At 66.4% G+C, this 20,597-nt stretch carries 19 protein-coding genes and 1 riboswitch; of the genes, 11 read left to right on the plus strand and 8 right to left on the minus strand.

The window, feature by feature from the left end; translation table 11 throughout:
* Positions 1-12: 12 nt before the first annotated feature.
* A complete protein-coding gene (locus LI72_RS06360) occupies positions 13-903 on the plus strand; it encodes an alpha/beta fold hydrolase (RefSeq protein WP_033924923.1) in 891 nt (296 codons plus the stop codon).
* On the opposite strand, the gene LI72_RS06365 is transcribed toward LI72_RS06360, so the two are convergent.
* The gene (locus LI72_RS06365; RefSeq protein ID WP_197051837.1) at positions 900-2,036 is read right to left on the minus strand and encodes a GNAT family N-acetyltransferase; all 1,137 of its coding nucleotides are present in this window, start codon (positions 2,034-2,036) and stop codon (positions 900-902) included. The two genes, LI72_RS06360 and LI72_RS06365, sit on opposite strands and share 4 nt — an antisense overlap.
* Before the next feature lie 190 nt (positions 2,037-2,226).
* On the opposite strand from LI72_RS06365, the gene LI72_RS06370 reads away from it, so the two are divergent.
* Both LI72_RS06370 and LI72_RS06375 read left to right on the plus strand, forming a co-directional pair.
* The gene (locus LI72_RS06370; RefSeq protein WP_033924925.1) at positions 2,227-2,607 is read left to right on the plus strand and encodes a VOC family protein; all 381 of its coding nucleotides are present in this window, start codon (positions 2,227-2,229) and stop codon (positions 2,605-2,607) included.
* Between the two features lie 395 nt (positions 2,608-3,002).
* Positions 3,003-3,944, plus strand: coding sequence for a hypothetical protein (locus LI72_RS06375; RefSeq protein WP_033924926.1), 942 nt, complete (start codon positions 3,003-3,005; stop codon positions 3,942-3,944).
* 15 nt (positions 3,945-3,959) lie between these two features.
* Here LI72_RS06375 and LI72_RS06380 read toward each other — a convergent pair whose 3' ends face one another.
* On the minus strand, positions 3,960-5,006 hold the full coding sequence (locus LI72_RS06380) for a DUF2332 domain-containing protein (protein ID WP_033924927.1): 1,047 nt from the start codon (positions 5,004-5,006) through the stop codon (positions 3,960-3,962).
* Between the two features lie 38 nt (positions 5,007-5,044).
* Here LI72_RS06380 and hisG point away from each other — a divergent pair, with 38 nt between their 5' ends.
* From hisG to LI72_RS06415, 7 genes are all read left to right on the plus strand, one after another.
* A complete protein-coding gene (gene hisG, locus LI72_RS06385; protein ID WP_033924928.1) occupies positions 5,045-5,710 on the plus strand; it encodes an ATP phosphoribosyltransferase in 666 nt (221 codons plus the stop codon).
* Positions 5,707-6,996, plus strand: a complete 1,290-nt coding sequence (gene hisD, locus LI72_RS06390) for a histidinol dehydrogenase (protein ID WP_033924929.1) — start codon at positions 5,707-5,709, stop codon at positions 6,994-6,996. Before hisG ends, hisD begins: the two co-directional genes overlap by 4 nt.
* A 10-nt stretch (positions 6,997-7,006) precedes the next feature.
* On the plus strand, positions 7,007-7,453 hold the full coding sequence (gene nusB / locus LI72_RS06395; protein WP_033924930.1) for a transcription antitermination factor NusB: 447 nt from the start codon (positions 7,007-7,009) through the stop codon (positions 7,451-7,453).
* Positions 7,454-7,571: 118 nt separating this feature from the next.
* Positions 7,572-8,495 (plus strand): thiamine-phosphate kinase, encoded by a 924-nt coding sequence (gene thiL / locus LI72_RS06400; RefSeq protein WP_033924931.1) that lies wholly within the window; start codon positions 7,572-7,574, stop codon positions 8,493-8,495.
* A 158-nt stretch (positions 8,496-8,653) separates the two neighbouring features.
* Complete coding sequence (locus LI72_RS06405; RefSeq protein WP_033924932.1) at positions 8,654-10,786, plus strand: sodium-translocating pyrophosphatase; 2,133 nt, start codon at positions 8,654-8,656, stop codon at positions 10,784-10,786.
* A 212-nt stretch (positions 10,787-10,998) separates the two neighbouring features.
* Complete coding sequence (locus LI72_RS06410) at positions 10,999-12,201, plus strand: GNAT family N-acetyltransferase (RefSeq protein WP_156139500.1); 1,203 nt, start codon at positions 10,999-11,001, stop codon at positions 12,199-12,201.
* Positions 12,194-13,081 carry a cupin-like domain-containing protein gene (locus LI72_RS06415; protein ID WP_052129553.1) on the plus strand — a complete coding sequence of 296 codons (888 nt, stop codon included), beginning with the start codon at positions 12,194-12,196 and terminating at the stop codon, positions 13,079-13,081. Before LI72_RS06410 ends, LI72_RS06415 begins: the two co-directional genes overlap by 8 nt.
* 6 nt (positions 13,082-13,087) lie before the next feature.
* On the opposite strand, the gene LI72_RS06420 is transcribed toward LI72_RS06415, so the two are convergent.
* The 5 genes from LI72_RS06420 to LI72_RS06440 all read right to left on the minus strand — a co-directional run bounded on the left by LI72_RS06420 (position 13,088) and on the right by LI72_RS06440 (position 19,398).
* On the minus strand, positions 13,088-13,861 hold the full coding sequence (locus LI72_RS06420; RefSeq protein WP_033924933.1) for an ABC transporter ATP-binding protein: 774 nt from the start codon (positions 13,859-13,861) through the stop codon (positions 13,088-13,090).
* Positions 13,858-14,844, minus strand: a complete 987-nt coding sequence (locus LI72_RS06425) for a FecCD family ABC transporter permease (RefSeq protein WP_033924934.1) — start codon at positions 14,842-14,844, stop codon at positions 13,858-13,860. Before LI72_RS06425 ends, LI72_RS06420 begins: the two co-directional genes overlap by 4 nt.
* Positions 14,841-15,785, minus strand: coding sequence for an ABC transporter substrate-binding protein (locus tag LI72_RS06430; RefSeq protein WP_033924935.1), 945 nt, complete (start codon positions 15,783-15,785; stop codon positions 14,841-14,843). The genes LI72_RS06425 and LI72_RS06430 overlap by 4 nt, the downstream gene beginning before the upstream one ends.
* 107 nt (positions 15,786-15,892) lie before the next feature.
* On the minus strand, positions 15,893-17,785 hold the full coding sequence (locus LI72_RS06435) for a TonB-dependent receptor plug domain-containing protein (protein ID WP_231562380.1): 1,893 nt from the start codon (positions 17,783-17,785) through the stop codon (positions 15,893-15,895).
* Between the two features lie 149 nt (positions 17,786-17,934).
* Positions 17,935-18,124: riboswitch (cobalamin riboswitch) on the minus strand.
* Positions 18,125-18,201: 77 nt separating this feature from the next.
* The gene (locus tag LI72_RS06440) at positions 18,202-19,398 is read right to left on the minus strand and encodes an acetyl-CoA C-acyltransferase (protein WP_033924936.1); all 1,197 of its coding nucleotides are present in this window, start codon (positions 19,396-19,398) and stop codon (positions 18,202-18,204) included.
* 155 nt (positions 19,399-19,553) lie between these two features.
* On the opposite strand from LI72_RS06440, the gene LI72_RS06445 reads away from it, so the two are divergent.
* Complete coding sequence (locus LI72_RS06445; protein ID WP_052129556.1) at positions 19,554-20,318, plus strand: prepilin peptidase; 765 nt, start codon at positions 19,554-19,556, stop codon at positions 20,316-20,318.
* A gap of 6 nt (positions 20,319-20,324) precedes the next feature.
* Here LI72_RS06445 and LI72_RS06450 read toward each other — a convergent pair whose 3' ends face one another.
* Positions 20,325-20,549 (minus strand): hypothetical protein, encoded by a 225-nt coding sequence (locus LI72_RS06450; protein WP_033924937.1) that lies wholly within the window; start codon positions 20,547-20,549, stop codon positions 20,325-20,327.
* Between the last annotated feature and the right edge of the window lie 48 nt (positions 20,550-20,597).

The following is a 20,597-nucleotide window of genomic DNA, read 5'->3' on the forward strand; positions in this document are numbered from 1 at the left end:
AGCTGTCCTGGCATGATCGACTTCCCCCTCACCCGCATCGCCTTGCCCACCGGGGTCGAGCTCGACGTCGCTATCGCTGGCCCGGCCGATGCGCCGCCACTGATTCTGCTGCACGGCTTTCCCGAATCGCACCGCACCTGGCGCTACATCATGGCGCATTTCCAGGATCGCTACCGCGTCATCGCGCCCGACCAGCGCGGTTTTGCCGGCTCCTCCAAGCCCGAGGGCGTCGAGAGCTATCAGCCCAAACACATGGTCGCCGATCTGCTGGCGCTCGCCGATCATCTGGGAATCGAGACCTTTACCCTGGTCGGGCATGACTGGGGCGGCGCGATCGCTTGGATGGCGGCGCTCAATCACCCGGACCGGATCACGCGGCTGATCATGACCAATTCGGCCCACCCGTTCACCTATCAGAAGGCGCTGTTCGACGATCCCGATCAGCGAATGTCCGCGCAATATATCACCGAGATACGCCAGCCCGATTTCGAGGCAAAGGTGCACGCCATGGGCTGGGACGCCTATTTCGATTCGCGCTTTGCCGAACCCAGCGCCGCTGTGCACATCACGCCGGAGGAACGCGCGATCTATCTTGCGCAATGGCAGACTCCCGGCGCGTTCACCGCGATGGTCAACTGGTACCGTGCAAGCCCGCTGATCGTCCCGCCGGTCGCAGGAGAGGTCCCCCGCCCCGCCTATCTGGATCGCCCCTTTCCGCCAGTCACCCAGCCGACCCTGCTCTATTGGGCGATGGACGATTATGCGCTGCGCCCCTCGCTGCTCGACGGCATCGAGACTTTGGTGCCGGATCTGACTTTGGTCAAAGCCCCGGGCGGGCATTTCGTGCCCTGGGAGCAGCCGGAGGCTCTGATCGCAGCAATGGAGGATTTCCTGGGCGGCTAAAGCATCCGTCGCCGCAACTGAGGGACGGCGATCTTTTCGAGCGTCCAGGCGACCGCCGCCAGCGGCCAGCGCCGCCACACCGGCAGATGGCCCGCATGGATCGCGGTAAAGTCGATTTCGCTGCGCGCGCCGCGCTGCTGCTTGAAGTGCCCCGCGCCCGCCGAGCCGTGCAGTTTCAGCCCGTGCCGCAACGCGAAATCGCCGACCATCCACGAGGCAATGCGGTACAATCCATCGGACTGCGGCCGCTCCCGGTCATAGCCCATCATCGGATTGGTGGCATGATCGCCGCGCACGACGATGCCCACCGCCGCCATGATCTGCCCCGCATCATCGCGCGCCACGCGCAGGTGGAACAATCCGCTTTCCACGGCGAGCTGCATCCAGGCGGGCGAATATTGCGGGTTCAGCGCGGAATACTTGTCGATGTAGAGCATCGCATAAATCTGCGCGATCCGCGCCGCATCGGCATCGCTGAGCAGCGAGATATCCTCGACCACCAGCCCCGACTGCGCCAGCTTGCGGCCGTCGTTCTTGACGCTCTTGCGCACCGCCCAGTCGCGCTGCAGGTCGTCGGTCACCCAGATCTGGCGGCTGGGCAGCAGCAGCCAGCCATCGGCGCGCAGCGCAGCGGTGAGCGCGGGGCAGGACCAGTCATCGACCGAGCGGATCAGCAGATAGTGATCGGAATATCGGCCCGCGAGCCGTTGGCGCAGCTCGGCCAGCCCCTCGCCCTGCCAGTGCCCATGCAGGCTGGTCGACAGCAGCCAGTTGTCGATCTGCACCGCGCGGTTGACGCGAAGCCCGCGCAGCAGCTTGTCCGCCGCGCCGATCAGCAGCCGTGCCACCACGCGCATCCAGCCCAGATCGACCAGGTCCAGCTCCGCGCGCGGATAGAGCACATAGGCGCTGTGGGGGGCGGCGACATAGCTGTGCCCGATGCTGCCCGATGTCACGATCACTGGCAACGCATGCTCGCCCGCCCGCTCCAGCAGTGCTTCGCCCTCGACATTGGCGATCAAGGAGGCTGGCCCGCTCTGGCGCAGCCGTTCGACGAACAGCGTGGCGTCCGGCCCCGCGCCGTTCCGGGCATCGGGCGCGAGAAAATGCTCGGCTGGCGGCTGGCTGTTCATCGCGGTGCGCATCCCCATCCAGGCTCGCAGTTTCCCCCGTCGGGCGCGGCCTCGCCCTGCCCTAGCCGCGCTCGGCGAAATTATGGTGACAGCCCGGCGCGATGGCGTGGCGATCGGTTCCTTGCGAGACTAGGCTGGCCCCATGGCCGGCGGGCGAGTCGCGCCGCCGGCCCCTGCGAGGAGGATCGCCATGACCGAGTGGAAGCCCGCCACCTACCCCAGCCTGAGCCCCTATCTTATCTGCCCCGAACCGGAGCGGCTGATCGACTTCCTGGTCGCGGTGTTCGATGCCCGGCTGGTGCGCCGGTTCGACCGCCCCGATGGTGCTCTGGCCCATGCCGAACTCTGGATCGACGACAGCGTCGTGATGATCGGCGGAGGCCAGAGCGAATATCTTTCGGCCGAGGTGCATCTGCACCTCTACGTGCCCGATGCGCAGGCGGTCTACGACCGGGCGATGGCGGCGGGCGGCACGGTCGTGCGCGAGCCCGAACGCAAGGACGATGACGACGACCTGCGCGGCGGCTTCCGCGATCCAGCAGGCACGATCTGGTGGGTGGCGACACAATAGCGCGCGCCTCCCTCTTTTCTCGCAATGCATCGTCACCCCCGCGAACGCGGGGGTCCCGCTTCCGTGCAGAGGTCGAGATCAAGCGGGATTCCCGCCTTCGCGGGAATGACGAGTGACTTTGGTGCTCAGTCCGCAATGGCGAAGGCTCCCGCAAATCCGGTTGTCCGACCCCAGCGGCATTCGACAAGATTCGGGACACGTGCGCACGGGGCCTTCGACAGGCTCAGGCTGAGCGGAGGAAGTGTTCTGGTGGGGCGTGGTGACAAAGCGGCCGTTCCGAAAGCGACCTCCAGGCAGAACCAACCAAGCTATTTCCGGGAAGCCGCTGCGCGTTCATTCATGGTTCAACACGTGCCCGGTCTTTTGTGCCGCTGTTCAAGGGGGGAGTTCACTTCATGCAGGGTCGTGCATTCATCTTTTCGGCCGCGCTTGCGCTTTGTGCCAGCCCAGCAGTCGCGCAGCCCTCCAATACACCACCGAGCGATCTGACGGTCCGCATGGGCGACACTGTCGTGATGAGCATCAACGATCAACCCGTGCGCTTTCGCCTGGCCCCCGATGCCGTGTCCGTGCCGACGGTGAATGCCGATGTGGCAGGGAAGATCGGGCTCAAGCCCAGCATGATCGGCTATGTGTATTACATCGGATCGGTGAAGATTGCTCTGCGGACCGATAATGTGAAGTACCGTGCAGGAACTACGACGTTCAAAAGCCGCACGGCGTTCAGCGACCGGCGAGTGGTGAGCGACGCCGATGGCGTTGCAGGCCCGGCAACCTTTCCCTTTCGCCGCACCATATTTGTCTTGCGAGACCCGCAGCCGGGCGATCGAGCGATCACCTTCCGCCTCGACAAGGACATGGGCCTCAGCCAGACAGGGATGAAGATCGACGTTGGAGGCAAGCCGGTCTATGTGGCCTTCAGCCTGGACCGGGCAGAAAGCATTGTGACGGCAACCGGCGGACAATGGATTGCCGATGCAAATGGCGGGCGGTTCAATGGAGATGCCCGCGAAGCGCCGATCCTGTATGACATATCGCGTCCCATCCGCCGCCTGGACCTCGCTCGCCCGCTGCTGCTACGCGAACTGGAGATACGCAACCTTGCAGTTCGCGTTTCAGACATGGGCAACGCTGAAGGCATTCCCGACGGTGCGACACCCGAACAGGATCTCGATGAGATCGTGGTCACCGCCGAAAGCAAGCGCAAGGTCCCGACCCAGCGGCTGTACATCGGGATGGATACGATCGGCCATTGCGCGTCGCTCACCTATGACTTCAAGGCTGGCACAGTCACCTTGATGTGCCCGGATCAACCGTCGGTGAAAACAACGGGCTGACGCGCGGGGCGGCGTTCACCCCCTCCACTCCACCCACGCCCCGTGGGCATGCGCTTCGCCGAGCAGGTGCGCCTCTTCTCCCCCCGGCCAGAAGCGCACCGTCAGTTCGTGGCAGAAGGTCGCGCGGTTGGTTTCCAGTGCGATCCAGGCGATCGGGCGCTCTCCAGTGGCGCGCGCGCCAGCTTCGGCCATCGCGGCCTTGATCATCGCCTGACGGTCCGCCGGGATGTATTGCCAGACGATCGAGTGCATCAGCACGCGGGTGACCCCCGGCGCCTGGGGTTCGGCAAGCCGCGCGATGATCCAGTCGGCGGCGTCGGCCGGGACGAGATCGACGGCGCGTTCGTGGATCATCGCGATGCCTGCCTCCATCCGCTCGAACCGTGCATGGGCTTCGGGCCAGATATAGGCGATCAGCCGTTCGGCGGCAGCGTCATTGCGGACGTCGATGGGGTTGAGGTCGCAGCCGCGCACCGTCCCGATGCGGAACGGCGTATCGGGCGGCGGCGGCCCCTGCCAGTCGGGGCGGATCACGCAGCGCGCGTCGGCGGGGCCTGAGGTCACACCGCCCAGATCATAGCCGTAGCGATCGATCAGCAGGTTCATCCCCGCGCTCGAGCCGATCTCGTTGAGCTCGAACACCGGCGCCGTGCGACTGGCGACCCAGTGCAGCGCGGCGACGAAACTCGCCGAACGCCCCGCCTCGTTGGTCTGCGGCGGTCCATCGAACCAGGGGAGCAGTTCGGCATCGTGACGCGCGACGACGGCTGCGACGATCGCGTCGACTTCGGCCTGGTCCGTCACTGCTTGCGCATAGACCGCGCCCAGCTCTCGCGCCGCGCCCTTGCGGAACAGATGGTGCAGCCCGCCGGCCAGCCGCAGCGGCATCGCGTCGCCCAATACGCTGCCCGGCCATTGCGCGATCCGCCGCCCGCAGGCGGTATCGGTCCGCGCCAGTGCGATCATCGCGCGGCAGATGGCAGCGGTGCCCGGTGCGCCATGTTGGACCACATGATCGGCCTGTTCGCCGATCTGCCGCTCGATTTCTTCGGTCCGGTTCATATTGCCCTTTGCCCTGCTTGCCCCTACATGCCGCGACCATGGCCGATACGCTGATCTTTGCCGTGCCCAAGGGGCGCATCCTCGACGATGCCCTGCCCGTGCTCGAACGGGTGGGTATCACACCGGCTGCCGATTTTCATGACCCCAAGTGCCGTTCGCTGTGTTTCGGCACCAACCGCGCGGACATGGACATCATCCGCGTGCGCGCATTCGATGTCGCGACCTTCGTCGCGCATGGTGCGGCGCAGATCGGTATTGTGGGTTCCGACGTGATCGACGAGTTCGATTATTCGGACCTCTACGCGCCGGTCGACCTCAATTTCGGCCATTGCCGCCTGTCGGTCGCAGAACCGGCGGACGAGGCTGCGAGCAACCAGCCGCGCCCATCGCATATTCGTGTCGCCACCAAATATCCCAACATCACCCGCCGCCATTTCGAGCGGCAGGGCGTTCAGGCCGAATGCGTCAAGCTGAACGGCGCGATGGAGCTGGCCCCCTCGCTTGGCCTGTCGCGGCGGATCGTCGACCTGGTGGAATCGGGCCGTACGCTCAAGGACAATGGCCTGGTGGAGACCGAAGTGATCACGCAGGTGTCCGCGCGCCTGATCGTCAACCGCGCCGCGCTGAAGAAGGACTTTGCGCGGCTCGGCCCGCTGATGTCCGCCTTCCGCGATCTGGCCGCAGAACGCAGGCAGGCCGCATGACCTTGAGACTTTCCACCCGCGACGCCGATTTCGCCAAGGCCTTCGACAAGCTGGTGCGCGGGCGGCGCGAGAGCGACATCGAGGTCAGCCGCGATGTCACCGCGATCATCGCCGACGTCAAGGCGCGCGGCGATGCGGCGCTGGCCGATTACACCACCCGGTTCGACAACCACAGCCTTGATGGCGGCGGCTGGAGCATCGGCAGGGAAGAGTGCGCTGCGGCCTATGCGGCGCTGAGCGATGATCTGCGCGCGGCGCTCGATCTCGCCGCTGCCCGCATCCGCGCCTATCATGAAGCGCAACTGCCCGAGAACCGCGATTACACCGATGCTGCAGGCGTGCGCCTCGGCGCGCGGTGGAGCGCGGTCGATGCGGCGGGGCTCTATGTTCCCGGTGGCCGCGCGGCCTATCCGTCCTCGCTGCTGATGAACGCGATCCCCGCCAAGGTGGCGGGCGTCGAGCGGCTGGTGGTGGTCACGCCGACCCCCAAGGGCGTGGTCAATCCGCTTGTGCTTGCCGCTGCCCATCTGGCGGGCGTCGATGAAGTGTGGCGCATCGGCGGGGCGCAGGCCGTGGCCGCTCTCGCCTATGGCACCAAGACCATCCGCGCGGTCGATGTCATCACCGGCCCGGGCAACGCCTGGGTGGCCGAAGCCAAGCGCCAGCTCTACGGCGTGGTCGGCATCGACATGGTCGCAGGCCCGTCCGAGATCGTCGTGGTGGCCGATGCCAGCAACGATCCCGAATGGATCGCGGCCGATCTGCTCAGCCAGTCGGAGCATGACCCGACCAGCCAGTCGATCCTGTTCACCGATGACGCTGGCTATGCCGACATCGTCGCCGATCTGGTGGGCGTGCAGCTCGCCAGCCTGTCGACGCAGAAGGTCGCGACCAAGGCATGGGAAGACAATGGCGCGATCATCGTCGTCGACAGCCTCGATGACGCGATGCCTTTGGTCAATCGGCTCGCCGCCGAGCATCTGGAGCTGGCGGTCGAAGACCCCGAGCCATTGTTCGCGCAGGTCCGCCATGCAGGCTCGGTGTTCCTCGGCAGGCTGACCCCCGAAGCGGTCGGCGATTATGTCGCCGGACCCAACCATGTGCTGCCCACCGGGCGGCGCGCGCGCTTTTCCTCGGGCCTTTCGGTGCTCGACTTCATGAAGCGCACCAGCTTCATCCAATTGGGGCCCGAAGGCCTCGCCGCCATCGGTCCGGCCGCCGTGGCGCTGGCCGAAATGGAAGGCCTGCCTGCCCATGCCGAGAGCGTCCGGCGCCGGCTGACATGATGGAACACCCATGAACGAGAAATCCAGATCCCGCTCCGCCGCGCGGCTTGCCGCGGTCCAGGCGCTTTACCAGCACACGATGGAGACGACTCCGATCGCGCAGCTGCTGCATGAATTCCACATGCACCGTTTGGGCGCGGAGATCGAGGACGACCAATATGCCGAGGCCGATGTCGCGTTCTTCGACGATATCGTGAAGGGCACGACCGCGCGGCTCGAAGAGATCGACGGCCTGATCGAGGCCAAGCTCGCCGACGGCTGGTCGCTGGGGCGGCTCGACCGCACCTTGCACCAGATCCTGCGCGCGGGCACCTATGAGCTGCTCGCCCGGCGCGATGTCCCGGTGGGCAGCGTCATCAACGAATATCTCGATGTCGCGCATGCATTCTTCGACAGCAAAGACACGCGCTTTGCCAACGGCCTGCTCGACGGGATCGCCAAGGATGTGCGGTCCTGAGCCTGTCCACGTCCCTCGACTTCGCTCGGGACAAACGGACGGGGGTGCGACCCGCTTTTACCTTATCCCGTTTGTCCCGAGCGCAGTCGCGGGACGTATGCGCTAGCATCGTGTTGGGATGACCACAGAACCTGCCTTTATCGACCTGCTACGCGCCATCGCCATCGATCCGGCGGCGCGCGGACTGGATGATGATGCGGCGGTTCTGACCATCGGCAAGCAGTCTTTGGTGCTGACCAAGGACATGCTGGTCGAAGGCGTCCACTTCCTTCCCGATGACCCGCCTGCCGATATCGCCTGGAAGCTGGTGGCGGTGAACGCGTCGGACCTTGCCGCCAAGGGCGCAGCACCCATTGCCTGCCTCACCGGACACAGCCTGGGGGGGGATGCCGCCTGGGATGCCGCCTTTGTGGAGGGGCTCCGAACAGCGCTCGACCATCATGGCATGCTGCTGATCGGCGGAGACACCGTCAGCGTGCCTGAAGGCCAGGCGCGGGTGCTGTCACTGACCGCGATCGGCCTGCCCTCGGTCCCTGCCCCGCCATCGCGCGCAGGAGCGCTGGCCACCGACGGGCTGTTTGTCACCGGCACCATCGGCGATGGCTGGGCCGGCCTGCAACTGCTGCAAGCCGGGAAGAGCGAACCCCAGGTCCTGCTCCAGGCCTATCGCCGCCCCAGCGCCCGGATCGACGATGGCCGCGCGCTGGCGCAGGTGGCGCATGCGATGATGGACGTCTCCGACGGGCTGCTGATCGATGCCGCGCGCATGGCCCGCGCCTCGGGCCTGGCGGTCCGCATCGATCTGGCCAGCATCCCGCTGAGCGCCGACTTTGCCGCAGTCTTCGGCAGCGATCAGGCGGCGGTCCTGTCTGCGGCCACCGGCGGTGATGACTATCAGCTGCTGCTCGCCGCCGACGCCGAAGCGCATCTTCCGGTCGCGGTCACCCGCGTCGGCGGCTTTGCGCCGGGCGAGGGTATGAACCTGACATGGAACGGAATTCCCGTCCCGCTGCCCGACAGGCTCGGCTGGCTGCACGGCTGACCCCAGGCGCAAATGACGTCGCGTCTTCTTAACTTTATTAAGTTGCGCGCCCCCGCACCCCGCTTATACCTATGCACCAGGGACGCTGACGTTCGTGCAAGGGCGCGGTGATCGCCTGCCTGGCCTTTTGGGCCTTCGCTTTTTTGGGGGAGCGACGCATGAATGTTGTCTTGATTGCCATCCTGTGTGGGGTGGTCGCAGTCCTTTATGGTATCATCACAAGCAGACAGGTTCTCAGCCAATCGCCGGGCAATGCCCGCATGCAGGAAATCGGCGCCGCCATCCAGGAAGGCGCGCAGGCCTATCTCGGCCGCCAGTATCGCACCATCGCCATCGTCGGTATCGTCATGCTGGCCCTTGTCTGGGGCCTGCTCGACAAGTTCGGCAACCCGGTTTCGGCCATCGGTTTCGTCATCGGCGCAGTGCTGTCCGGCGTTGCCGGCTATATCGGCATGAACATCTCGGTGCGCGCCAACATGCGCACCGCGCAGGCCGCCAGCGTCTCGCTGCAGGCAGGCTTGACCCTCGCCTTCCGTGCAGGCGCGATCACCGGCATGCTGGTCGCAGGGCTCGGGTTGCTCGCGACGGCAGGCTATTTCTATTACCTCTACGCGATCGCGGGCCATGGCCTCAGCGATCCTGAAGACCGCAACATTGTCAACGGGCTGGTGGCCCTGGCGTTCGGCGCGTCGCTGATCTCGATCTTCGCGCGACTGGGCGGCGGCATCTTCACCAAGGCGGCCGATGTCGGCGCGGACCTTGTCGGCAAGGTCGAGGCCGGAATCCCCGAGGACGATCCGCGCAACCCCGCGGTGATCGCCGATAACGTCGGCGACAATGTCGGCGATTGCGCCGGCATGGCTGCGGACCTGTTCGAGACCTATGTCGTCACCATCGGCGTCACCATGGTCGCCATCGCGCTGCTGGTGGCGGGCGATGATGCCGCGTTGCTGCCGCTGGTCGGCCTGCCGCTGGGCATTTGCGGCCTGTGCATCATCACCTCGATCATCGGCACCTATTTCGTGCGTCTGGGATCGTCCAACTCGATCATGGGCGCGATGTACAAGGGCTTTGCGGTCACCGCCGTGCTCTCGGGTATCGGCCTCTACTTCGTCACCGACGCGATCATCGGCATGGCCAGCGCTTATGCGCTCAAGGCCGAAGAAGGCGTCGCGACGCTGACCTTCACCGGCATGGACCTGTATCTCGCCATGCTCGTCGGGCTCGCCGTCACCGGGCTCATCATCTGGATAACCGAATATTACACCGGCACCAACTATCGCCCGGTGCGCTCGATCGCCAAGGCATCGGAAACCGGGCACGGCACCAACGTCATCCAGGGCCTGGCGATCAGCCTGGAGGCGACAGCACTGCCCACCTTGCTGATCGTCGTGGCGGTGATCGTCGCGCACCAGCTGGCGGGCGTTGTCGGCATTGCCTTTGCGGCCACCGCGATGCTTGCGCTCGCGGGCATGGTCGTTGCGCTCGATGCTTATGGTCCGGTCACCGACAATGCCGGCGGCATTGCCGAAATGGCGGGGCTGGATGACAGCGTGCGCGAAAAGACCGACGCGCTCGACGCGGTGGGCAACACCACCAAGGCGGTGACCAAGGGCTATGCCATCGGGTCTGCAGGTCTTGCCGCTCTGGTGCTGTTCGGCGCGTACACGACCGATCTCAAGGAATTCTTCCCGAACGTTCCGGTCGATTTCTCGCTCTCCAACCCGTACGTGATCGTCGGACTTCTGCTCGGCGCGCTGCTGCCCTATCTGTTCGGCGCGATGGGCATGACCGCGGTGGGCCGGGCCGCAGGCGCCGTGGTCGAGGAGGTGCGCGAGCAGTTCCGCACCAATCCGGGCATCATGCTGGGTACGTCCAAGCCGGACTATGCCCGCACGGTCGATCTGGTGACCAAGGCGGCGATCAAGGAGATGATCATCCCCTCGCTGCTGCCGGTGCTGGCACCAATCGTGGTCTATTTCCTGATCACTGCGGTCGCAGGCCAGGCCAACGGCTTTGCCGCGCTGGGCGCGCTGCTGCTGGGCGTCATCGTCTCGGGTCTGTTCGTCGCGCTGTCGATGACCAGCGGAGGCGGCGCCTGGGACAATGCCAAGAAGTATATCGAGGACGGCCATCATGGTGGCAAGGGATCCGAGGCGCACAAGGCGGCGGTGACCGGCGACACCGTGGGTGATCCGTACAAGGATACCGCGGGCCCGGCGGTCAACCCGATGATCAAGATCACCAACATCGTGGCATTGCTCTTGCTCGCGGCGCTTGCAGCGGGATGAAGCTTAAGATAGCCTGATGACTTGAACGACAACTCGCCCCGCCGGGCTCTCGCCTGGCGGGGCTTTTTGTTGGGTCCAGCGCCGCATCATGGTCGCGGGTCAGGCTTAACGGGTTAACCATTCCACTTAAGCTGTTGTTTCGATGTCCGGCGCTATAGCATTCCTGGGGGGTCCGGAAATGTTTCGGGCAGAGACAGGAACGCGATTGCCGCATGGATCATGGTCTGGTCATGGCCGCACCGACGACCGCCCTCGCGGCGGATCAGGGCCTGCGCCTGTCGGTGCTCGATCCGGCATCGCTCGATGCGGCCTTTGTCGCCAGCTGGCGCCGGCTCGCGGACACCGCCAGCGAACCCAATGTCTTCCACGCACCCGAATTCCTGGCCCCCGCGATCGCGCATTGTGATGGCCTGCGCCGGGCGCGGATCATCGCGCTGCAGGATGAAGGCCAGCTGTGCGGGCTGATGCCGATCGCGCAAGAGGCCTATTACGGCCGCTGGCCCGTGCCGCACAGCCAGAACTGGCGCCACCCCAACTGCTTCCTCGGAACGCCGCTGATCCGCCCCGGGCATGAGCGCGCCTTCTGGCAGACGCTGCTAGCCGATCTCGATCGCAACCCGCGCGCCGGGCTGTTCCTGCACCTGCATGGCATCGCGACCGATGGACCGGTGTTCGCAGCGCTGCAGCAGCTGTGTGCCGAACAGCGCCGTCCCTGCGACATCGTGCTGGCCGAAGAGCGCGCGATGCTGGCGACCGACCTTCCCGGCCCTGCCTATTACGAACAGGTGGTGCGCAAGAAGAAGCGCAAGGAACTGGGCCGGCTGCGCAATCGCCTCGCCGAGATGGGCGAGGTCCAAACGGTGCAGGGGTGCGATGCGGCTGGGCTCGACGCCTGGCTCGATGAATTTCTCTCGCTCGAGCAATCGGGCTGGAAAGGCCGCAACGGGTCTGCGCTGGCCGACATGGCCGAAACGCGCGGCCTGTTTCTCGCCGCCAGCCATCAGGCGCATGCCGCGGGCAAGCTGCACCTCATCGCCATGCGGCTTGATGGCCGCCCGATCGCGATGCTGATCAACTTCCTCAGCCCGCCCGGCGGCTTCTCGTTCAAGACCGCCTTTGCCGAGGACTTCGCCCGGTTTTCGCCCGGTGTCCTGCTGCAGATCGACAATCTGGGCATCCTGGCCGACCAGGGCCTCGCCTGGATGGACAGCTGCGCGGCCGAGGGCCATCCGATGATCGACAGCCTGTGGGCCGAGCGCCGCCATGTCGGACGCGTCTCCGTCGGCCTCAAGGGATATGTCCGCCCGGCGCTGTTCGCGCTGTTCCGCCAGGGCGAACGCTTCATGGATCGCCGTCGTGCCGCCACGCATGACGCACCTGCGCCAACCTCTCCCGTGGAGAATGACGATGACTGACCAGCCGCACCCCGATGCGTTCGCCCGAGCAGGCACAACCGGCGTGTTCAACGCCGATGCCAAGGCGCGCTTTGCCTTGTGCTATCCGGAAACCGCGCACGTCCTGACCCACCGGCTGCTGCAGCACCCGCTGCTCGAACTCGAGGCGCTGGCGCTGCTGGGCGAGCAGCTGCCCGAAAAGTCGCTCGAGTACAATCGCGGCGACCTGCCCATCGGCATTCGCCCCGAGGACGTGCCCAAGACCGGGCTGACGATCGGCGAGACCATCCGCAAGATCGACAGCGCCAACAGCTGGTGCGTGCTCAAGAATATCGAGCAGATCCCCGCCTATCGCGACCTGCTGATGACGCTGCTGGGCGAGCTGGAGGACGTGACGCGCGTCACCACCGGAGAGATGCTGCGGCCCGAAGGGTTCATCTTCGTCTCGTCACCGGGATCGATGACGCCCTATCATTTCGATCCCGAACACAACATCCTGCTGCAGCTGCGCGGCTGGAAGACGATGACGGTGTTCCCTGCCGGCGACCCCCGGTTTGCCGCACCAGAGGCGCACGAGGCCTATCATTCGGGCGGCGGGCCGCGCAATCTGCCGTGGGACGACGCGCTCGCCGCGCATGGTACCGATCATCGGCTTGAGCCCGGCGAGGCGATCTTCGTACCGGTAATGGCACCGCATTATGTCCGCAACGGCGACAGACCCTCGATCTCGCTGTCGATCACCTGGCGGTCCGAATGGAGCTATGCCGAGACCGACGCGCACGCGATGAACAGCGTGCTGCGCAAATACGGCCTCAAGCCCTCGCCGCCGCGCCGCTATCCGGTGAACAATCTGCTCAAGTCCTTCAGCTATCGCGCATTGCGCAAGCTGGGGCTCGATTGATCGCGGCTAGCCGTTCACCAGGACACGTGTGACGCCATCGCGCTCGACGACCGCCGCCTGCACGCCATAAATCGCGGCGATCCAGTGCGGCGTCATCGTACCGGCAACGCTGCCGCTGGCCACGGTGCGGCCATCGGCCATCCACACCAGCCGGTCGGCGTGCAGCGCGGCGAGGTCCAGGTCGTGCAGCACGACCAGCGCGCCACCCCCGCGATCGACAAAGCCACGGATCAGCCGCATGACACTGTGCTGATGGCGCGGATCGAGCGAGGCGACGGGTTCGTCCGCCAGCATCAGCGGTGCCTGCGAAGCCAATGCGCGGGCGATATGGACACGGGCCAGTTCACCCCCTGACAGCGTGTCGGTGGCGCGGTCCGCGAGCGGATCGAGATCGCAGGCGGCCAGCGCCTGCGCGACCGCCTCGGCATCGGCCTGCCCCAGCCGCTCGGGCGCTGCGCCATAGGCAAAGCGGCCCAGCGCGACGACATCGCGCACCCGCAAAGGCCAGGCAAGATCGCGCATCTGCGGCAGATAGGTGACCGCGCGGGCACGATCGCGCGAAGACAGGCTGGCGGCAGGCTCGCCGCGCACCAGAGCAGAGCCATTATCGGGCGCTGTGAGCCCCAAGGCGACGCGCAGCAGGCTGGTCTTGCCCGCGCCGTTCGGCCCCAGCAGCACAACCAGCTCGCCCGGTGCCAGCGATAACGAGGCGCGGTCCAGCAGCACGGCGCCCTTGACCGCGAGGCTCGCCTCGCTGACCTGAAGACCAGGCCCGCTCATCGCGCCGCTCCCCGGCGGAGCGCAATGGTCACGAACACCGGCGCGCCGATCAGCGCGGCGACCACGCCCAGCTTGAGCTCGGTATCGCCCGGCATCACCCGCACGGTGATATCGGCCAGGATCAGGATCAGGCCGGAGAGCAACGCACTGGGCAGCAGCACGCGCGCGGGATCATGCCGCACCCAGGGCCGCACCACATGCGGCGCGACGATGCCGACAAAACCGATCGCGCCGGCCAGCGCCACCGCGCCGCCGGTCGCAAGGCCAGCGCCCAGCACCACCAGCAGCAGCTGCCGCGCGACGTTCAGCCCGACGCCCGCCGCCGCTTCCTCGCCCAGCGACAGCGTCGCAAGGCCGCGCCGCGCAGCGATCAGGATCGCCGCCCCGATCAGGATGAACGGCGTGCTGAGCGCCAGATCATCGAAGCTGCGGTTGGCGACCGATCCCATCATCCAGGTGACCATATCGGCGAGGGTGAACGGATTGGGCGCCAGGTTCATCAGCAGCGCCATCACCGCGCCCGAGAAGCTGGAAATGCCGACGCCCACCAGGATCAGCGTCACCACCGACGATGTGCGCGGCGCGGCCCAGGCGATGATCGCGGTGGCCGCGAGCGCGCCGGCGATCGCCGCCAGCGGCAGCGCGAAGGGGATCGTCGCGGCAAGTCCGTAGAACAGCGCCACCGTGGCAAACAGCGCCGACATCGCCGACACGCCGAGCACGCCGGGCTCTGCCAGCGGGTTGCGCAGCAGCCCCTGCAGCGCCGCACCGCTGATGCCCAGCGCCACCCCCGCCGCCAGCGCCGCCAGCGCGCGCGGCAGCCGCACCTGCCAGACGACGAGCATATCGCCCGCATCGCCCTGCCCCAGCAGGGCCGCCGCCATCCGCGCAGGGGGCAAGGGCACCGAACCGAGCAGGCATGCCGCGACCAGCGCGACAAGAATTCCGGCGATCAGTAATGGCAGCAGCGCGCGGTCGGTCATGGCAGCTGCGCGCCCCTCGCCCGCGCCATTGCTTCGGCCGCATCGAGCACGAACCAGCCGCCGCACGCGGTCCACGCGCCTTCGAGCCCGATCGGCGGCTGATCGCTCGCGCGGTCCATCAGCGGATGCCGCGCCGCGCTCCATTGGTCGGGGTTGTAATCGCGCCGCCCGAACCACGCCATCGCCACCCGATCGGGCCGCGCATAGGCGAGCTGTTCGAGCGGCAAAGGTTGCCAGCCGGGCTGGGTCTGGAAATTGCGATAGCCCGCCAGCGCGATCAGCTCGTGGATCAGCGATCCGGGGCCCGAGGTCACCCCGCCGGGGGTGGCGTAGAGCAGGGTTGGTTGCGAACGCCCCTCGCGTTCCGATACGTTTGTCCCGAGCGAAGTCGAGGGACCTAGACGCGCCCCCTTGAGATCACGTCCCGCGACTCCGCTCGGGACAAACGGAGATAAATGGGCCTCTCGCAAAGCCGCAACTCGCGCATCCATCTCGCGCGCGACCGCTTGACCACGCGCGGGCTCGCCGAGCCCCGCCGCCGTCTCCAGCAGCACCCGCCTGACACCTGCGAGATCCTCGGCAAAGCCCAGTTGCAGTACCGGAACGCCCGCGCGCGCGAAAAACGCGCCGGCGTCTGCACCGCCGCCATAGCTGCGCACCACCAGATCGGGCTTCAGCACCAGCACGTCCTCGGCGCGCGGCGCGACGCTCGGCACGCCCCGCGCGGCGGTGCGCATGTACGAGAAATCCCGGGTTGCATCGGGCGAGAGCGCCAGGATACGGTTCCGCCCGACCAGCTTGAGCACATACTGGTCGGCGCAATAATCCAGACTGACGATCCGCATCGCGCGCACCGGGGGTTCGATCGGCTGCGGCGTTGCGGCATTGCCCAGCGAACAGCCGGTGAGCAGTGCGGAAAACGCCAGGAGCAAGGCCTGCACGCCTCCCCGTTTGTCCCGAGCGTGTCGAGGGACGTCACGCCACGGTCGCGCACGCGTCCCTCGACTTGGCTCGGGACAAACGGACAAGGGGGCGATCACCCGTTGCATCACATCTTCAACCTGACCCCCGCATAGCCGGCACGCCCCGGCACACCATAATTGAACGCGGTCTGATAGGCCTCGTCAAACAGGTTTTCGACCCGGCCATAGACCTCCAGATTGTCCGAAATGGCAAAGCTCGCGCGCAGATCGACGCGGATAGAACTGTCCAGCCGGATGGTATTGGCGACATCGTCGAACGTGTCGCCGACCATCAGGACGGTCGCGCCGAGCGCCGGACCCCAGGGCGACTGCCAGTCGACGAGGACCGAGGCGCTGTCCTTCGCACGCCGCGCCAGCCGGTTGCCGAAATTCGAGCGGCCGAAGAAATCGGGCTCGGTCGAGCGGTTTTCGGTATCGACCAGACTGTACTGCGCCTGCAGCGTGAAGCCCTGCACCGGCTGCATCCACAGCCCCAGTTCGACCCCCTGTGAGCGTGCGGCAGCGATGTTCTCGAGGCTGAAGGTGGCTGACGAGAACACGATCAGGTCGCGCGTGTTGCGCCGGAAATAGGTCGCCTGGGCGCGCAGCTTGCCCTCGATCAGCGATTGCTCGATGCCTGCGTCATAGCTGCGCGCCGTCTCTGGCCGCAGGTTGGGGTTGCCGAACGCCGCGAGCTGCTCGCTGAGCGCCGGTGCCCGGAAGCCTTCCGCATAGGTCGCGCGCAGCACCGTATCGCCGCCATTGGGAGTATAGGCGATGTTGCCGCCCAGGCTGGTCTTGCTGCCGAACACCTGCTGGTCGTCGACACGCACACCGCCGGTCAGCGTCAGACCGGTGACCGGACGCACGATCGCCTGGCCATAATAGCTGGTCATGTGCACATCGCTGACATCGGGCGCGGTGTCGAATGCGGGGAAGAAGGTGCTCGCCTCGCTGCGTTCATGCTCGATGCCGAACACCAGGGTCAGCGCATCGGCCACATCGGCGACGCCCTGATATTCGAAACGGTCGAGCGTGCCCTTGGCCTCGGCGGGGTTGAACGATCCGGGGGCCGGGTCGGTAGTGATCCGCTGGATATCGGTGCGGGTATAGGCGATGCGGTTGCGCAGCCGCCCGTCGAACAGCGCGACATTGAGGCCGGCATAGCCGACGAACTGCTCGCTGTCGGTCACTGGCAGCGTATCGCCCGGCGGGTTGTCGAATTCGGTCTCGCCATCGGTGTAGAAGCCGCGCAGGTCAAGGCTGATGGCATCGGTGAAGGCGATCTTCAGCTTGCCGTTGAGCGTGACATTCTCGAACCCGTCCTTTTCGGTGCCGCCCGAGCGCTCGTCGAATGACGAGATGCCGTCGCTGCGGAACCAGCTGCCGCCGACGCTGCCCGAAACGATGCCGCTCTTGCCCGACACGCTGGCGACCAGCTGGCCGGTGTCGCGATAGCCATATTCGCCGCGCGCGTTCGCCTGCAGCCCTTCGGACGGCTCAATCGTGGTGATGTTGATGACGCCGCCGATCGCCTGGCTGCCCCAGATCACCGAGTTGGGGCCGCGCAGCACCTCGACCGTGCCGATATTGCCGGTAAGAATCGAGCTGAAATCGAACGCGCCCGAGGGCGAGGACGGATCGTTGATGCGCACGCCGTCGACCAGCACCAGCGTCTGCGAACTGTCCCCGCCGCGGATGAACACGCTGGTGACGCCGCCGGGGCCTCCATTGCGCGCGACGCTGACGCCGGGCAGCGTCTGGAGTACGTCGCTGAGCACCTGGGTCTGGCGGCGGTCAAGCTCTGCCTTGTCGACCACGGTGATCGACTGGCCGGTCTCGCTGCGCTTCTGTGCAATGCGGCTGGCGGAGACGACAATATCGTCGGCCTCGTCCTGATCGGCGGTCTGGGCATGCAGCGGGGTTGCCGCAGCCAGCACGGCTGCGGATGCGGTGATGAAACGGGCAATTCTGGCCACGGTTTTCCTTCAGCCCGACCGCCGCCGAAGCGACCAGGCAGATGAACGACATGAAGGCCCACCGGGATCACGCCCGGCGCGACTGCGGCCTGTTGCATGTCGTTACGAAGGAAAAAACTTTCCCATCCGAACAGGCTGGACCCGGCCCCCGGATGAACGACGCGATGGCAGGTCTCCTGGCTTGTCGATCATTGCCTCGGGCCGTCTTCCCGGGATTGCTCCCAGTGACATATTGGGCCGTCGGCTCCCGACTCACAGTTGCGGGCACAGCGCCGGATTGTCACCGGCTTCCCTCTTCGCCCCCCGATCAAGGGGAGAACCATCTGGTCGCGCAGATGCTGGATTTGGGTACGAATGTCAATCGCGCGGGACACCGGCGGCCGTCAAGCCGGCGGCCGGTATTCCGTTTTGCGCGATCAGATCAGCTCGACCGCGACTGCCGTGGCTTCGCCGCCGCCGATGCACAGCGAGGCCAGGCCGCGCTTGCCGCCACGGGTCTGCAGCGCCGAGATCAGCGTTGCGATGATGCGCGCGCCGCTGGCACCGATCGGATGGCCCAGCGCAGTCGCACCGCCGTGGACGTTGACCTTGTCGTGCGGGATGCCGAGGTCGCGCATGGCGATCATCGAAACGCAGGCAAACGCCTCGTTGACCTCGAACAGATCCACGTCATCGACGCTCCATCCGGCCTTTTCCATCGCCTTGCGGCTGGCATCGACCGGCGCGGTGGTGAAGCGCGCGGGTGCATGCGCGTGGGCGGCATGCGAGACGATCCGCGCGACCGGCTTGAGGCCCATTTTGTCCGCTACGCTCTGGCGGGTCAGAACGAGCGCCGCCGCACCATCGGAAATCGATGACGCGTTGGCTGCAGTGATCGTGCCGTCCTTGGCGAATGCGGGCCTGAGGCTGGGGATCTTCGATGCATCGCCCTTGAGCGGCTGTTCGTCCTTGTCGATGGTCTCGGTGCCCTTGCGGCCGGTGATTTCGACGGTGACGATCTCGCGGTCGAACGCGCCCGAGGTCTGGGCATGCTGCGCGCGGGTGAGCGAGGCGATGGCATAATCGTCCTGCGCTTCGCGCGTGAACTGATATTCGCCGGCGGTCTCCTCGGCAAAGCTGCCCATCGCACGGCCCGGCTCATAGGCGTCTTCCAGGCCGTCGAGGAACATATGGTCCATCACCCGGTCATGGCCGATGCGCGCACCGCCGCGATGCTTGGTCAGCAGATAGGGAGCATTGGTCATGCTTTCCATGCCGCCTGCGACCAGCAGGTCGACCGATCCCGATGCGAGCGCTTCTGCGCCCATGATGGTGGCTTGCATGCCGCTGCCGCACATCTTGTTGACCGTGGTCGCCTCGACCGACTGCGGCAGACCCGCCTTCAGCGCCGCTTGGCGCGCCGGGGCCTGGCCCAGACCCGCTGGCAGCACGCAGCCCATATAGATGCGCTCGACCGCATCGCCCGACACGCCGGCCCGCTCGACCGCTGCCTTGACCGCTGTTGCGCCCAGATCGGTGGCGCTGGCGCCGGACAGGCTGCCCTGGAAGCTGCCCATCGGGGTGCGGGCGTAGGAAACGATGACGACGGGATCGGCGGCGGAAAATGCGGTCATGACGATCAATCCTTTGACGAGGTTCGCGTGTGGCCCTCTCCCTAGAACAGCACGAACCGCAATTCAAATCCGGCAAAACCGCTTTCCACCCTGGGCCCCGCGCCGCTATGGCGCGACGGACGCTCCACCACCCCCTGCACAAGGCTTGCACCGCGATGTTTGCGCCGCTGCTGCACCATCCCCTGCTCGGCCCTCTGGCCGCCGCCATCGCAGGAGCGATCTTCGGCAGCTTCATCGGCGCGCTGGTGGTGCGCTGGCCGCAGGGGCAATCGGTGCTGACCGGGCGGTCGCGCTGCGATTCGTGCGGAGGTACGCTCAAGCCCTGGCAGCTGGTGCCGATCCTCTCGCACATTGCGCTGCGCGGACGATGCGGCCTGTGCGGGCAACCGATCGGCCTGCAGGGACTTTTGATCGAGATCATCGCCGCGCTGATCGGCGCGCTGGCGCTGGCGCTGCATCCGGGCTGGCCAGGCGTTGCCATTGCCGCCTTCGGCTGGCTGCTGCTGCCGCTGGCGGTGCTCGATTTCAGGCATTACTGGCTACCACATCCCCTCACTGCGGCGCTCGCACTGGGCGGGCTGGCGAGCCTGAGCGCAGGCCTTCAACCCGACATGACCAGCCGGCTGATCGGCGCGGGCGCGGGGTTCGGCCTGCTGTGGATCGTTGCGTTCGGCTATCGTCGGCTGCGCGGACGCGACGGGCTCGGCGGGGGCGACCCACTGCTGCTGGGCGCGATCGGATTGTGGCTGGGCTGGCACATGCTGCCGTTGGTGCTGATGACCGCCAGCGGGCTGGGGCTTGCCGCAGCGTTGGTCATGCAGCGGCGCGGACGCGCCATCGACAGCGCGACCCGCTTTCCACTGGGCAGCTTGCTGGCGCTGGCCGCGTGGCCGATTGCGCTGATCGGCCTGCAGCCCTGAGCCGCGTCAACGGCGCTGCGTTGCCCGGCGCAGACGCTGGCCCAGAAACGCCTGACCGCGCCTGGATACCGCCCAGGTCCCGCTGACCAGCAGCGCCAGGAAGCCCAGACCAATGATCAGTCCCGACGATGCACCCATCGCCAGCAGGATCAGCATCACGCCGACGAAAGGCGCGGCAACAAGGCCAAAAAGGCCAGCGACGACCAAGGTCGCCTGAAGAGTATGCAACATGCGGAGAAAACTCTCGGGTAAAGCTGCGTGTCCGCAGAAATCGAACGA

The organism is Sphingomonas sp. 35-24ZXX (assembly GCF_000786215.1).
Classification (GTDB): Bacteria; Pseudomonadota; Alphaproteobacteria; order Sphingomonadales; family Sphingomonadaceae; genus Blastomonas.